At 67.0% G+C, this 13,898-nt stretch carries 12 protein-coding genes and 1 riboswitch; of the genes, 8 read left to right on the top strand and 4 right to left on the bottom strand.

The window, feature by feature from the left end; all coding sequences use genetic code 11:
• The first annotated feature begins 2 nt into the window (after window positions 1–2).
• Window positions 3–752 carry an aspartate/glutamate racemase family protein gene (locus WN73_RS30825; RefSeq protein WP_028172108.1) on the top strand — a complete coding sequence of 250 codons (750 nt, stop codon included), beginning with the start codon at window positions 3–5 and terminating at the stop codon, window positions 750–752.
• On the opposite strand, the gene WN73_RS30820 is transcribed toward WN73_RS30825, so the two are convergent.
• A complete protein-coding gene (locus WN73_RS30820) occupies window positions 753–2,141 on the bottom strand; it encodes an amidase (protein ID WP_028172109.1) in 1,389 nt (462 codons plus the stop codon).
• 88 nt (window positions 2,142–2,229) lie between these two features.
• On the opposite strand from WN73_RS30820, the gene WN73_RS30815 reads away from it, so the two are divergent.
• The 4 genes from WN73_RS30815 to WN73_RS30800 are packed head-to-tail and all read left to right on the top strand — an operon-like array spanning window position 2,230 to window position 6,098.
• Window positions 2,230–3,324, top strand: a complete 1,095-nt coding sequence (locus WN73_RS30815; protein ID WP_028172110.1) for an ABC transporter ATP-binding protein — start codon at window positions 2,230–2,232, stop codon at window positions 3,322–3,324.
• A gap of 29 nt (window positions 3,325–3,353) precedes the next feature.
• Entirely contained in the window at window positions 3,354–4,400 is a 1,047-nt protein-coding gene (locus tag WN73_RS30810) for an ABC transporter substrate-binding protein (RefSeq protein WP_028172111.1), read from the top strand.
• Between the two features lie 19 nt (window positions 4,401–4,419).
• On the top strand, window positions 4,420–5,283 hold the full coding sequence (locus WN73_RS30805; protein ID WP_011086069.1) for an ABC transporter permease: 864 nt from the start codon (window positions 4,420–4,422) through the stop codon (window positions 5,281–5,283).
• Window positions 5,283–6,098, top strand: coding sequence for an ABC transporter permease (locus tag WN73_RS30800; RefSeq protein WP_028172112.1), 816 nt, complete (start codon window positions 5,283–5,285; stop codon window positions 6,096–6,098). Before WN73_RS30805 ends, WN73_RS30800 begins: the two co-directional genes overlap by 1 nt.
• Here the strand turns inward: WN73_RS30800 and WN73_RS30795 are convergent, their stop codons facing one another.
• Window positions 6,099–6,434, bottom strand: a complete 336-nt coding sequence (locus WN73_RS30795; RefSeq protein WP_028172113.1) for a hydroxyisourate hydrolase — start codon at window positions 6,432–6,434, stop codon at window positions 6,099–6,101.
• Window positions 6,435–6,460: 26 nt separating this feature from the next.
• Between WN73_RS30795 and WN73_RS30790 the strand changes: the two genes are divergently transcribed.
• Together WN73_RS30790 and WN73_RS30785 are read left to right on the top strand one after the other, a co-directional pair.
• Window positions 6,461–7,651: an MFS transporter gene (locus tag WN73_RS30790; protein WP_271556005.1), complete on the top strand. Its 1,191-nt coding sequence runs from the start codon at window positions 6,461–6,463 to the stop codon at window positions 7,649–7,651.
• Window positions 7,632–8,999 (top strand): amidase, encoded by a 1,368-nt coding sequence (locus WN73_RS30785; protein ID WP_028172115.1) that lies wholly within the window; start codon window positions 7,632–7,634, stop codon window positions 8,997–8,999. Before WN73_RS30790 ends, WN73_RS30785 begins: the two co-directional genes overlap by 20 nt.
• A 155-nt stretch (window positions 9,000–9,154) precedes the next feature.
• On the opposite strand, the gene WN73_RS30780 is transcribed toward WN73_RS30785, so the two are convergent.
• Window positions 9,155–10,576 carry a PepSY domain-containing protein gene (locus WN73_RS30780; protein WP_271556002.1) on the bottom strand — a complete coding sequence of 474 codons (1,422 nt, stop codon included), beginning with the start codon at window positions 10,574–10,576 and terminating at the stop codon, window positions 9,155–9,157.
• A gap of 12 nt (window positions 10,577–10,588) precedes the next feature.
• Window positions 10,589–12,934: a TonB-dependent receptor gene (locus tag WN73_RS30775; protein WP_028172117.1), complete on the bottom strand. Its 2,346-nt coding sequence runs from the start codon at window positions 12,932–12,934 to the stop codon at window positions 10,589–10,591.
• 113 nt (window positions 12,935–13,047) lie between these two features.
• Window positions 13,048–13,249: riboswitch (cobalamin riboswitch) on the bottom strand.
• A gap of 72 nt (window positions 13,250–13,321) precedes the next feature.
• Here WN73_RS30775 and WN73_RS30770 point away from each other — a divergent pair.
• Window positions 13,322–13,894, top strand: a complete 573-nt coding sequence (locus WN73_RS30770) for a histidine phosphatase family protein (protein WP_028172118.1) — start codon at window positions 13,322–13,324, stop codon at window positions 13,892–13,894.
• Window positions 13,895–13,898: the final 4 nt, after the last annotated feature.

Below are 13,898 nucleotides of genomic sequence, written 5' to 3'. Positions count from 1 at the left end.
CCATGAAGCTGCTGCTGCTCAATCCGAACACCAGCACCGAAGTCACGCACCTGATGATGGGGGTCGGGCAGCGCGCGGCCTCATCAGGCACCGAGCTGATCCCATGCACCGCGACCCGCGGCGTGCCCTACATCGCGACGCGGACCGAGGCGCAGATCGGCGGCGCCATTGCGCTGGAGATGCTGGCCGAGCAGCACCGGAACGTCGATGCCGCGATCATCGCCGCCTTCGGCGATCCCGGCCTGTTCGCGGCGCGCGAAACCTTCGACATTCCCGTGGTCGGCATGGCGGAAGCCGCGATGCTGACGGCTTGCATGGCGGGCCGCCGCTTCGCCATCGTCACCTTCGCCCAGGCATTGGGCCCCTGGTACGAGGAATGCGTCCGCGCCCACGGGCTATGGGAGCGCTGCGCCGGCATCCGCATGCTCGACACGCCGTTCCAGGCGATCTCCGAGGTCGGCACCGAGAAGGAGGATGTGCTGGTCGATCTCGCCCGGCGCGCCATCGTCGAGGATGACGCCGACGTGCTGATCTTCGCCGGTGCGCCGCTCTCGGGCCTCGCCGAACGCGTGGCCGACCGGATTCCCGTCCCCGTCGTCGATCAAGTCGTCGCCTCGGTGAAGCAGGCCGAAGCGCTTCATGCGCTGCGCCTGCGCAAGGCAACGGCAGGCACGTTCCGCCGGCCCGCCGCCAAGCCGACCATCGGTCTTGCCGAGGCGCTCGCCGCCCGGCTCGAGCATCGCGACAGCTGATCAGAGAGGCGGCCGGCGATGCGAAAACCCCAATTCGTTCTCGATGGCACGGCCGAAGGCAAACAAGCGGGATTCGCCGCCGGGCGGCGCGATGATCTGGATGCCGAACGGCAGCTCGTTCACATCCCTGGGTGCCGGCAAGGTCAGGACCGGAAACCCGACCAGCGACACAATGAAGGTGACGGCGAGATAGTCGATCGGCGTCTCCAGCGCGGCGCCGTCGACTGCGGTGACGTCGCTGATCTCGTTCGGCCAGGGCAAGACCGATGCCGCCGGCGCGACCAGGAAGTCGGCGCGCGTGAACAGCTCGCGAAAGCTGCGGTAGATCGCCGTACGGCGCCGCTCGGCGGTGAGATAGTCCTCGGCGGAGAGTTTTGCGCCCGCCTCGATATTCCAGATCACGGTGGGCGTGAGCTCGGCGCGGCGGGTCCTCAGCAACTCGCCATAGCTGTTGGCAATGTGCGCCGCGCGCAAGGTGCGGAAGGTTTCGATCGCTCCGCCGCAATCGGGCGAGGACGGCACGACATCGACAACACGCGCGAGCGCCTCGCAAGCCGCTGCGAAACGCGCACGAACCTCGCGTGCAACCGGCGCGACGCCGAAGTCAAGCGTGACGGCGATCCGGGGACGTCCTGCGATCGCTCGATCGTCACTGACTACGCGGGCCGAGAGCGGATCGTGCGCGTCGCTTCCCCCGCATACCGACAGCGCAAGCGCGAGATCGTCGACGCCGCGGGCGAGGAAGCCGTGGCTGGCCAGCATATCCCAGCCGAGCGGACGGCGCGGCGACGGGATGCGGCCTGGCGTCGGTCGGATCGAGGCGACGTTACAGAAGCTGGCGGGCGTGCGCACCGAGCCGCCGAAATCGGTGCCGTGCGCCAGCGGCACCATGCCGGCCGCGACCGCAACGGCAGAGCCGCCGGACGATCCGCCGGAGGTCAGCGCGGGATCGAAGGGATTGCGCGTCGGCCCGCGCAACCGGTTGGTGCAGACCGCACCGAAGCCGAATTCCGGCGTGTTGGTCTTGCCCAGAATGATCGCGCCGGCGCGCCGCAGCCGCGCGACCACGAGATCGTCCTCGGCCGGGACGTGATCGCGGAACAGAGCCGATCCGTAGGTGGTGATCAGCCCGCCGGTATCGGTGAGGTCCTTGATCCCCATCGGCACGCCATGCAGCGGTCCGATCGGCGCGGGCGCCGCATCGCAGATTTCCGCCGCGCGGCGGGCGCCCTCCGCATCCACCGTGACGAACGCCGCCAATTGGGCGTCGAGGCTCTCAATCCGTGCGAGGTGCGCCTCGACGGCGTCACGCGAGGACAGCTCGCCCCTGGCGATAGCGCGCGCAAGCTCCGTAGCGGTGAGATCACAGATCGATGGCTCGGGTATCATCGGACCACCATGCCAAAACTCACGCTGAAATGCGACCGGCGCGGGCACGAGACTTGCTTTCTTTTCCGGGGCAACGGGAGGCAACACCATGGCTGATGCGCCAAGCGGACGTTCGCTCGTCGTCGATGCGGTCACGCACCGCTATCCGAGCGGCGCACTCGCGGTCGAGAACATCAATCTCGACATCAAGGGCGGCGAGATCATCGCCCTGCTCGGTCCGTCAGGCTGCGGCAAGACCACCCTGCTGCGGATCATCGCCGGCTTCATCGCGCAGACGCAGGGGCGCATCATCATCGGCGACGACATCGTCGATTCGCTGCCGCCGAACCGCCGCGCGGTCGGCATCGTGTTCCAGAACTACGCGCTGTTTCCGCACCTGTCGATCAGCGAGAACGTTGCCTACGGGCTCGCCGCGCGCGGCATCGACAAGGCGAGCCGCCAGCGCGAGGCGCAGCGCCTGCTGGAGCTGGTGCAACTACCGACCATGGCAGAACGATTGCCGCGGCAGCTCTCCGGCGGCCAGCAGCAGCGCGTTGCGCTCGCCCGCGCGCTCGCGATCAAGCCGTCGATCCTGCTGCTCGACGAGCCCTTTGCCGCGCTCGACAAGAATTTGCGGCTCGACATGCAGATCGAGGTCAAGCGGCTGCAACGCGTCTCCGGCATCACCACGCTGATCGTGACGCACGACCAGGAAGAGGCGCTGTCGATGGCCGACCGCGTCGCCGTGCTGAGCCATGGCAAGCTCGAGCAGTTCGGCTCGCCGTCCGACGTCTACGACCGTCCGCAGACGCTGTTCGTCAATACCTTTGTCGGCTCGACCAATCGCATGCCCGGTGTCGTGGTCTCGGCGGACCGCACCGCCGCAAAGGTCCGCCTCGATGCCGGCGCGGAGATCATCGCACGGCCCGCGGGCGGCGCGCTCGCCGAAGGTGGCCGCGTCACCGTGTGCATCCGGCCCGAGCATCTGCAATTCGTCGGCGACGAAACCGGCTTTGCCGGCGTCGTCGGCATGTCGCTGCCGCTTGGCGCCACCGTCGTGCACGAAGTCACGACCGCCGACGGCTCCGGCGTCAAGGTCTCGCAGGCGCGCATCGGCGAGACGCGCGCGCTGGAGAACGGCGCGGCGGTGCGCCTCGCACCGCTCGCCCCATCGCTCGCCAACGCCTTTCCCGCAACGCTTTAGATCCAGTTCTTGTCCAGAGGGAGTTCCACATGATCATGAACCGCCGAAGCCTGATGACGACCGCACTCACACTCGGCGCCATGAAGGCGTTTCCCGGCCTGAGCTTCGCCCAGGCCCGCCCGCTGGTGTTCGCGACCTTCACCGGAAGCTGGGAGGAGGCGCACAAGGCCGTGCTGGTTCCCGCGTTCCGCAAAGCCAACGCGGACGCCGCGATCGTGCTCGATCCCATGCTCTCGGTCGACCAGATCGCGAAGGTCAATGCCGCCAAGGCCAATCCGCCGATCGACGTCATGCTGCACGATCCCGGCCCCGCCCTCGTCGCGATCGGCCAGGACCTGGTCGAGCCCTATCCGGTCGAGAAGAGCGCCTCTTACAAGGACCTGATCGCCGAGGCGCAGGAGCCGATGGGCCCCGCCCCGTTCTTCCAGGTCGTCGGCCTCACCTACAATCCGGAAGCCGTCAAGACGCCGCCGACCTCCTGGGCCGATCTCTGGAAGCCGGAGTTCAAGGGGCGCGTCGGCATCACCAATCTCAACTCGACGCTCGGCACCGGCTGGCTGGTCGAGATCGCCAAGATGCGCGGCGGCTCGGAAGCCAATGTCGATCCCGGCTTCAAGGCGCTGGAGGAGTTGAAGCCCAATCTCGCCGCGGTCGCCGCCAATCCCGGCGCGCTCGCCACCCTGTTCCAGCAAGGCCAGATCGACATCTCGCCCGGCAATTTCAACGCCATCCAGATCCTGAAGGCGCGCGGCGTGCCGGTCGAGTTCGTGGCCCCGAAGGAAGGCGCCATCGCCTTCAAGACCACGATCCACATCGTCAAGAACTCGCCCAACCGCGAGCTCGCCTTCAAGCTGATCGAGGCGGCGCTGACGCCCGAGGTGCAGACCACACTGATGAACCCGCCCTACCTGATCGTGCCCACCAACACCAAGGTGACGATGGGCGGTGAGATCGCGCGCGTGCTCGCCAAGGACACGGCCGAGCTGAAGCAGAAGTTCGTGTTCCAGGACTGGAAGAAGATCAACGAGCAGCGCTCGGCCTGGATCGAGCGCTTCAACCGCGAGATCAAGATCTAAGAGCTCCAAGGACCTGACGATGGGCGCAGCACCGGCATCACGGGACGTGACCTCCTACGGGATGGGATTGGCAGTGCCGCTGGCGCTGTTCTTCCTGGTCTTCTTCGTGGCGCCGCTGCTGCAACTGCTCTGGCTCTCGCTGCACAACGACACGGCCGGGCTCCATTGGGGGCTCGGCCAGTACCTGCACTTCCTCACCGATCCCTTCAGCCTCGGGGTGCTCGGCTCGACGCTGCTGCTAGGCGCGGAGGTGACGGCCGTCTGCCTCGTGCTCGGCTTTCCCATCGCCTGGCTCTATCAGCGGGTCGGGCCAAAGCTCCAGACCATCATCATCCTGATCGTGCTGCTGCCGCTGCTGACCAGCGTCGTGGTCCGCACCTTCGCCTGGATTGTCATCCTTGGCCGCCAGGGCATCATCAACGCGACGCTGCAATCGCTCGGCATCATCAATACGCCCTTGAAGCTGCTCTACACCCAGTTCGGCGTCGTGATCGCGCTGGCGCAGGTGCAGATGCCGCTGATGACGTTGCCGCTGATCACCGCGCTCGGCCGCATCGATCCCAATCTCGACGATGCCTCCTGCTCCCTCGGCGCCGGGAGCTGGCGCACCTTCTTCAGGATCGTGCTGCCGCTGTCCTTGCCGGGCGTCATCGCCGGCTGCACGCTGACCTATGCCGCCGCGATCACGGCGTTCATCACCCAGTCGCTGATCGGCGGCGGACAGATGCTGTTCATGCCGATGTATCTTTATCAGCAGGCTTCCACGCTGCAGAACTGGCCCTTTGCATCCGCGATCTCGATCATCTTCCTGCTCGCCGTGCTCGCGGTCGTCTCCGTCTTCACCACGCTCGGCCGCCTGTCGCGCGGCTATGGAGGCGCGTGATGAGCGGTCGCAAGCGCACCCTGGAGGCGATCAGCTTCGAGTTGGCCATGACCGTGATCGCTGTCATCGCGCTGATCATCATCATCGCGCCGTCGCTGGTGGTGCTGATCGTCTCCTTCACCAGCGGCTTCTCGCTGCGCTTCCCGCCGCCGGGTTACTCGCTGCGCTGGTACGCCGAACTGTGGGAGGCCTGGCAGCTTCACTTCGCGGCGAAGAACAGCCTCATCGTCGCGCTGTGGGCGACGGGCCTGTCCGTCGTCCTCGGCGTTGCCGCCGCGCTTGCGATCTCGCGCTCGCGGACGCTGTCGGCACGACTGCTCGATTCCCTGTTCATGTCGCCGCTGGTGCTGCCGGCGCTTGCCTTCGGGCTTGCCGCCCTGATGCTGTTCTCACTGGTCGGCCTGCCGGTCTCGCCCCTGACGCTGGTGATCGGCCACACCGTGGTGTGCGTGCCCTACGTCGTGCGCAATACGGTCGCAGCGCTCGCCCAGCTCGAGCCGACCTTGCTGGAGAGCTCGGCGGTGCTGGGGGCGAGCCGGCTCTACACGTTCCGCCGGATCGTGCTGCCGCTGATCCGGCCGGGCATCATCGCGGGTGCCTTCATCGCCTTCATGTCGTCGTTCGACAATGTGCCGGTGTCGCTGTTCCTGCGCGACGCCGCCACCGACATGCTGCCGATCCGGATGTGGCAAGACCTCGAGGGCAAGCTGGATGTGACCATCGCTGCCCTGTCGGGCGTGCTGATCATTGCGACCGTCGCGCTGGTTGCCGTCATGGAGCGCGTCACGGGCCTGTCGCGGCGGCTGACGAATTGATCAGGCGCCGCGGAACAGCGAATACCCCCAGCGCGTGAATTTCAGCGGCAGGTGAAAATGCTCGTCAACGTTCTTGATGCGGAAGCGGAACGGCGTCACCGTGAGAAAACCGTCGCTGTCCGCAAAGAACTCGCCGAGATGAAACAGGACCTCGTACTCGCCGGCCGTCACACCGGCGCCTTGCACTATGGGGTGATCGAGCACGCCATTGGCGCCGAGCCGCCCGTCGGCGATGCGCGAGGAGTCGGGATCGATCCGCCAGATCTCGACGCGCAGCCCCTGCGCGGGCCGTCCGCTCGCCACATCGACCGCGTGAATGGAAATACCGCCTGCCATCATGTCCCTCCCCTGAGCGTGCCGCCATGGTAGACGGAAACGCCGCCGCTCGGCCAGCACTGCTGCCAGCCCTGGGCGCGATGACCTGGCTCCAGGCGCTGGTCGCGCTCGCCTTGTTCGCGCCCGGCGTGGTCGCGCCGCGCGCCCATATCGAGGTCTGGCAGCTCTCGATGTTCTCATGCGCGGTGTTCGCCGTCGGTATCCCCGCCTCGTTCTGGGGCGGCGGCTTCATCGCGCGGGTTGGCTCGCTGCGGATCGCGAGCCTGTGCGCGGCGGCCATCGTCGTCAGCATGGCACTGGCTTCGCTCGGATCGAGCGCCGCCCTGCTCGCCGCGGGCCTCTGCCTCGGCCTTGCCATGGGCCCCGAGACGCCGGCAAGCGCAGCGCTGCTGGCGCGGCTGGTGACCGCCGAGCGCCGCGCCTTCGTCTTCTCGGTGCGCCAGACCGGCAACCAGATCGGCGCGGTCTGCGGCTCGCTGGCCCTGCCCGCGATCGCCATCGCGTTCGGGCCGGCCTGGTGCTATGCGGCCGTTGCTGCCCTGGCGCTGTTCGCGATCGCGCTGTTCGAGTGGCTGCGGCCGGCCTACGCCGGCAAGCTCGTCCCGCCCCCAAAGCTCGATCTGCGCGCGCGGCTGGCACTGGTGACCGCGGACCGGCGGATCGCGATGCTGGCGCTGGCATCGATGCCGTTCAGCGCGATGCAGGTGTCGCTCAACACCGTCTTCGTCACGCTCGGCACCCGCGAGCTTGGTCTCAGCCATATCGAGGCCGGCATGGCGCTCGCCTGCGCGCAAGCCGGCGGCCTCGTCGGCCGGCTCGGCTGGGGCTACGTCGCCATGCGCCTCGACGCCCCCCGCGCCGTGCTCATCGTCATCGGCCTCGGCATGGCCTTCTGCGCCGCGCTGCTCGGCCTCGACGGCGGATCGCTCAGCCGCACCTGGCAGTTCGCAGTTGCGGCGCTGTTCGGCCTGACGGCGTCGGGCTGGAACGGCGTCTTCATCGCCGAGATCGCGCGCCTCGCCCCGCAGGACCGGATCGGCGAGACCACCGGCGCGGTGCTGACCGCGTCCTATGCGGGCCTACTGGCGGCGCCGGCCGTGGTGTCGATCCTGGACGGTGTGGCCGGCCTTGGCGCGGCGTTCTTCGCCTTGGCCTGTCTTGCCCTCTGCGGCACATTGGCGCTGATGTGGGGAGGCCATGACAAAACCGACGCATAGTGCGCGCGAGATCGCAGCCGCCGTCACCGCCGGGCGGATGACCGCCGTCGACACGGCGAAGGCCGCCCTTGGCCGCATAGACGCCGCCAAGGCCTTGAACGCAGTGGTCACGACCGATCCCGCACGCACGCTGGCCGACGCGGCGGCGGTCGACGATCGCCTGCGTGCCGGCAAGACAATGCCGCTGGCCGGCGTCCCCATCCTCGTCAAGGACAACATCTGGGCCAGCGGCTGGCGCATCACGCAGGGCTCGCGCCTGTTCGCCGATTTCATCGCGCCACAGGATGCAATTGCGATCGAGCGCCTGCGCAAGGCCGGCGCGGTCATCGTCGGCATTGGTGCAACCTCCGAATTCGCCAGCAAGGGCGTCACGACATCGCCGCTGTTCGGCCCGACGCGACATCCCCTCGATCCCGCGTTGACGCCGGGCGGCTCTTCGGGTGGACCCGCCACCGCCGTCGCAGCCGGCCTCGTGCCCCTCGCGATCGGCACCGATGCGGGCGGCTCCAGCCGCAGGCCGCCGGCCCATGTGGGCGTCGCCGGCTTCAAGCCGTCCTATGGCGCGATCCCCTACGGGCCCGGTTTCGCCGAGCCGTTCTTCGGCCTGTCGGTCATCGCGCCGATCGCCGCCGATGTTGCCGATATCGCGCTGGCGTTCGAAGCCATGGCCGGCGCCGATCCGCGCGATCCGGATGCAGCCGGCATTGCGCAAGAAGCCGAGGACATCGCCGGCCTTCGCATCGCCTTCTCACCGCGGCTCGGGCTCGACGTTGCGGTCGATGACGTTGTCGCCAACGGGCTCGTTTCCGCAGTCGCGCGTCTCTCCGCCGCAGGCCTCAGCATCGCGCTGCGCGATCCCACCTGGCCGGCGGGTGCGACGGAAGAGGCCCTCATGCCGCTTCAGCACGCTGGCCTTGCCGCGCTCCATGGAGACGCTTTTCGCAAGGACCCGACTGTCTTCGACCCTGACATCGCCAGGCAGATCGAGCGAGGGCTGTCCTGGTCAGGCGCGGACGTCGCGGGTGCGCTGGTCGCGAGCGCCGCGATCGCCAATGCATTCGCGGCCTTCTTCGCCGAGGTCGATCTGCTGCTGACGCCGACCGTCCCCTGTGTCGCCTGGCCGTTCACCCAGCTCGGACCCGACATGATCGGCGGCCGCGCGGCGAGCCCGCGCGCGCATGCGGTGTTCACGCCGTTCGTCAATCACGCCCGCCTGCCGGCGATTTCACTTCCCTGCGGCACCGACGCCCGCGGGCTTCCGTTCGGTCTCCAGATCATCGCCCGGCGCGGCCAGGACCGCACGCTGCTGCGCGCCGCGCGACATATCGAGGCGCAGTTGCAGGCGTAACTTTGCGAGATCGCGACGATTTCGGAATAGTCGCAATATACCCCTGTTTTGCCCGACGGGTCAAATCGCGCCGATGCCTGCGTAAGCCGTTGATTCCACTATCCCCGGGTACTGTGCATGGGGTTGTTTTCGCACTTTTTGTTTTATCGGGCGTCCTAGCTGGCGAAAGACAGACGCAACCGCCGCCAGCCGATGGCGATGCCGGTGATGGAGAACACCAGTCCGAGCGCGCATAGGCCCACGATCAGGACATCGCGCAAACGCGGATGCGCCAGCAGGACTGGAAAGTCGAGCGTGTGGAGCGCGCCGTAGAACCAGCGATAGGCTCGCCGCGACGCATCCAGCCTTTGCAGCACGCGGCCATCGGCGCTGTCGATGTCGAACCACAGGCCGCCGCAGCGGGAACGGTAGACGGGTCCACCGGGAACGACGGACTGCGCGGGATAATCGTCGCTATCCGCGAGAATGGACGGCGCATTGCAGGCCGTCGCAAGCCTCGTCACCATGCTCCCGATCACCCGCGCACTGACGACCGGCGCCTCCTCACTGTCGGGCCCAACCACAACCTGTTTCTCGAGACCAATCCGCTCGCGTCGATAGAGGCTGCCGTCAACGGCAAACCATTCGACCTCTCGGGCCGAGGGCGATATTCGCTTCCGTTCCGCCGATGGGGCGGTCGTCCAGTCCGGCGATGCATCGATCACGCCGGCTTCGGCCGGGGTCAGCAGCCCTCGCGAGAACAGCCGGCCGTGATCCATGGAGAGCCATCCACTGAAGATCCACGTCAGCACGAAGACGGTCGCCACGAGGCCGATGATATGATGAAGGGCGTGCCAGCCGCGATAAGGCGAGGAGATCCGGTATCCTCGCATCCTGGACCGCACGATTCCGAGCACTGCACCCAGCATGGCTGCAATCAGCGCCAACAGCGACAGCGTCCAGACCACGCCGTCCCACAGCGCCCAGTTGCTTCTCAGGACCGTCGGATAAATCCAGTGCAGGACGCTGCCGACGAGGTTCCAGCCGCGCTCGCTTCGCGTCGTATCCAGCACAACCTCGCCGGTGCGCGACGAGACGTAGAGCTCCGTTCCGGCCGCGTCGCCGAGCGTTGCGCGAAACAAGGGCCGGTGACGATCAAAGCCGTTCGGCACGCTCCACTGGTCGTAGTCCGCCTGCGCAACGACAGCCGCATGCGCGGCATCGAGCCCGCGTTGGCGCGCATGCACCTGCGCGATGGCGAGCGCGGCCTCGGGCGACCGCACCGATGCATCCTGCCCGTCTGTCGCGCGAACCGCGCGAAGGTGCGAGGACCCCGACACGACATAGACCGGCCCATCGCTCCGCTGAATCAGGCGCAGGCGCGTAGCATCGGCGATGCCGCTCGCGGCCACGGCATCGGCAACGCCGATCCTCACCTCCGTACGATCCATCGGCGCGAGACCGGCAATCCGCTCCGCTTCCGTCAGCGATGGAAACGGAACGAAGTGCATCACGATTCCCGTCGCGAACCACATCGCGAACAGCAGGCAGAACGCGATCCCGAGCCAGCGATGCAGCAGGACGATCGCACCCATCATGTGGTCAGCGCCCTACCATTTGAATGCGGCCGAGAGTTCATAGGTTCGCGGCGCGCCCAGCAGGATCTGGTCGGGATAGAACGGATCGCCCCATATCGCGTAGCGCTTGTCGGCGATGTTGCGCACGCGGAAGGTCAGGCGAGCCTGATCGACCGCGTTGAATACCGTCTTGGGAATGTCGACGAAGGCATAGACGTCGGCGACGGTATACGCCTTCATCGTCACCGTGTTGGCATCGGTATTGTAGCGGTCGCCGACATGACGGCCGGTGATGCCGACTTCAACCGGCCACGGCGTGAAGAAGCGGTACGAGGCGCCAGCATTGGCAACGATGCGCGGCACGTTCGGCGGCGTGTTGCCCGAGAACGATCCGCCGACGAAATTGTAGTCGGCATAGCGCGCATCGACATAAGCGATGTTGCCCCACAGTCGAAGGGGCTCGATCGGCCGCACCGAGGCGGCGAGCTCGACGCCCTTCGACTCCTGCCGTCCCGCAATATTGAGCGCCTGCCCGCCGGCCGCCGCATAGACGTTCTTGCGCAGGATGTCGTAGGCCGAGAACGACCACTCCGCCCGGTTGTCCCAGAACAGGTGCTTGACGCCGGTCTCGTAGGTCCGCGCGGTCGTGAGGTCCAGCGGCTGGGTCGGCAGCAGCAGGAAGATGTTGTTGGCGGAGATATCAGCGCCGGTCGCGTACTGGCTGAAGAAGGTGAGGCCCGGAACGGCCTCCCAGGTGTAGCCGATGCGTCCCGTCACCGGCGCCCAGTCCTTGGTGAACGGAAAGCCCGCGTTCACCAGACCGTTCTCGTCGGTCGAGTTGCGGTCGAGCCCGATATGCTCGACGCGCAGCCCGCCGATCAGCGCGAAGGTCCGCGTCAGCTTCAGCCGGTCCTCGAACGACAGCGCCTCGTTGTCGATGCGCGCGGTCTGCTGCTTGGTCGCGAGCAGTCCGTAATAGCCACGATCGAAATCGACCAGCGGAACATAGTCGTTCGGGAATTTCGCCGCGCCTGGCCTGACGAAGTCGAGATAGCTCGACGACAGCGTCGTGACCAGCCGGTTGTCGAAGCCTGCGATGTTCGTGTCCCAGATCAGGTCGGTGATATTGCCGACAAGGCGCTGGCTGTGCGCGACATAGAAGCGCTCGCGATACACTTGGTTTTTCGTGGAATCGAACGCCTCGATCTCGTTGTTGAACCACGACCGCTCCGCGCCGTAACCATAGGCCTGGCTCTTCAGCGTCAGGTCCGGCGCCAGTTTCAGCTCGAAGCCGCCGCGCAACCAGACCTCTTGCGCTACGTTTCGGTTGTCGAGAACGTTGTAGTTGGTGTTGAAGGTGCGGTCGTCGATCGTGACGGCCCCGAGGTCGGTCCTGTTGAAGTAGGTGCCGGAAACAATCCCCGTCGTCGCATGCGAGCCGCTGAAAGCGATCGGCACCAGCGGCGCGCCCCAATAGGCCTTCCCGCGATCCTCGCGGTACTCGATCGCACCCCAGACCTTGAGGCTGTCGGAGATGCGGTAGTTGAGCTGGCCGGACACGTCGAGCGTCTTGGTGTTGGTGTCGTCGACAAAGCCGTTGAGCGAGGAGCGGCTGATGTCGAAGCGGTAGTCGAGGCCCTGAACGTTGGTGCTGCCGCCCGAGCCGTAATGCGCGCGGAACGAGTTCAGGGAGTCGTACGAGAAGTCTGCCTCGTTGCGGATCGCTCCGGTGTGCGGCTGCTTGGTGACGAGGTTGATCGAGCCGCCGGCGGCGCCCTCGCCCGAGATCAGCGAGGCCGGGCCCTTCAGGAATTCGACGGCCTCCAGATTGGCGGTGTCCATGATCCGCGAGGTCATGTTCTGCGGGCCGATCTTGATGCCGTTGTAGAGCGTGTTGATCTGGCTGTTGGTGAAGCCGCGCATCGAGAAGCCCGCCGGCTCCCCCGGCGCGTCGCCGGAGGTGACGCCGACTGCGCCCTGCGCCACCTCGGACACGATGCGATAGCCCTGCTCGCGCATGGTCTCGGCCGAGATCACCTCGACGGTCGCGGGCGTCTCGCGCACGGTGAGGCCGAGACGCGAGGCGCTCTCGGCCACCGCATTGCTGTTGAGCGGCGTTGGCGCCGCTTCGCCTGGCACGGCGGGCTTGGGCGCCGCCGATGCGGCCGCTGGCCTCCGCGGCGTCGCGCGGCGCGCGCTCTGCGCGTCCCGGCCAGCCGGCTTGGCCTGCTTACGGGACTGGGCGGGCGACACCTCGACAGGCGGCAGCGGTTCGCGGACCTGCTGCGCCAGCGCGGCGGGCAGATCGGCGACTGTAAACGACGTGAGAGCAGCAGAGGCGAGCAGGAAACGCGACCGTACAATACGGATAGAAGACACAGCGGGACCTCGGTATGACGTCAGTGGCACGTCACAGCGAACGAGGTCTCACCTTTGGCCTTTCAGCCGTCCGATGAAGCCGAATGTCTGTACTCCCCGACCGACATCTTCGCGTGTGACCACGGCTGACGGCAGGTCTCCTGGCTCGCGGGTCGTCACCACTTCGTCGCCTTCCCGGGACCGAGGACCCAGTGGCTTCTGACGAAGGATTATCCGCTTACAGTTGCGGGGGCAGCCGCGGCATTGGGGAAACATCCCCGCACCGCATTCCCTTTTCATCCCCTCTCGGGGGAAACCGTCGCGAGCATCTAGGATTACGATCGAGACAGAGTCAATGTGGCAGTTGCGGCGTTATTGCCACAGCGACCAACTTCCTTGGAGATAAGCATGGAAGGCGAGACCTTCCTCTGGCTGATACGCCATGCACCCGTCGACGGCGTCGCGGGGACGATTCACGCGCCGGACGCGCCCGCCGATCTCGGCGATCGCGCGCAACTGCAGGCGTTGCGGCAGCGCCTGCCGCGGGACTCTGCGAGCTATGCCAGCCCGTCGCGGCGCACGGTCGAGACGGCGCGCGCGCTGGGGCTCGAACCGGATCTGGTGGGCAACTTCAGCGAACAGGATTTCGGCGACTGGACCGGCCGGCGACATGACGAACTCGCCGCGAGCGGCGGCGAAGCCTACGCGCAATTCTGGAGCGACCCTGCGCACCTGAGACCACCGGGCGGCGAAAGCTTCGAAGATCAGGTCGCGCGCGTCCACCTGGGCCTGTCACGGATCGGAGCCGGGCCAGCTACGCTCGTCGTGCATTCCGGCACAATCCGCGCCGCACTGTGCATCGCGCTGGATCTTGCGCCGCAAGCCGCCCTGCGCTTCGTGATCGATCCGCTGTCGCTCACCAGGATCGACCGGCTCGCGATCGGCTGGCGCGTCGTGTCGGTCAATCAGCGCGTGGTGTGAGCCC

Origin of the sequence: Bradyrhizobium sp. CCBAU 45394 (assembly GCF_028128655.1) — a bacterium.
In the GTDB taxonomy this organism is placed as follows: domain Bacteria; phylum Pseudomonadota; class Alphaproteobacteria; order Rhizobiales; family Xanthobacteraceae; genus Bradyrhizobium; species Bradyrhizobium diazoefficiens.
The sequence above is the reverse complement of the archived record's forward strand: the minus strand, read 5'-3'. Positions and strand labels throughout refer to the sequence as shown.

Bases quoted from the DNA above. Each gene is read 5' to 3' on its own strand.
- WN73_RS30825 (WP_028172108.1), top strand. From the start codon at position 3: ATGAAGCTGCTGCTGCTCAATCCGAACACCAGCACCGAAGTCACGCAC.
- WN73_RS30820 (WP_028172109.1), bottom strand. From the start codon at position 2,141: ATGATACCCGAGCCATCGATCTGTGATCTCACCGCTACGGAGCTTGCG.
- WN73_RS30815 (WP_028172110.1), top strand. From the start codon at position 2,230: ATGGCTGATGCGCCAAGCGGACGTTCGCTCGTCGTCGATGCGGTCACG.
- WN73_RS30810 (WP_028172111.1), top strand. From the start codon at position 3,354: ATGATCATGAACCGCCGAAGCCTGATGACGACCGCACTCACACTCGGC.
- WN73_RS30805 (WP_011086069.1), top strand. From the start codon at position 4,420: ATGGGCGCAGCACCGGCATCACGGGACGTGACCTCCTACGGGATGGGA.
- WN73_RS30800 (WP_028172112.1), top strand. From the start codon at position 5,283: ATGAGCGGTCGCAAGCGCACCCTGGAGGCGATCAGCTTCGAGTTGGCC.
- WN73_RS30795 (WP_028172113.1), bottom strand. From the start codon at position 6,434: ATGGCAGGCGGTATTTCCATTCACGCGGTCGATGTGGCGAGCGGACGG.
- WN73_RS30790 (WP_271556005.1), top strand. From the start codon at position 6,461: ATGGTAGACGGAAACGCCGCCGCTCGGCCAGCACTGCTGCCAGCCCTG.
- WN73_RS30785 (WP_028172115.1), top strand. From the start codon at position 7,632: ATGACAAAACCGACGCATAGTGCGCGCGAGATCGCAGCCGCCGTCACC.
- WN73_RS30780 (WP_271556002.1), bottom strand. From the start codon at position 10,576: ATGATGGGTGCGATCGTCCTGCTGCATCGCTGGCTCGGGATCGCGTTC.
- WN73_RS30770 (WP_028172118.1), top strand. From the start codon at position 13,322: ATGGAAGGCGAGACCTTCCTCTGGCTGATACGCCATGCACCCGTCGAC.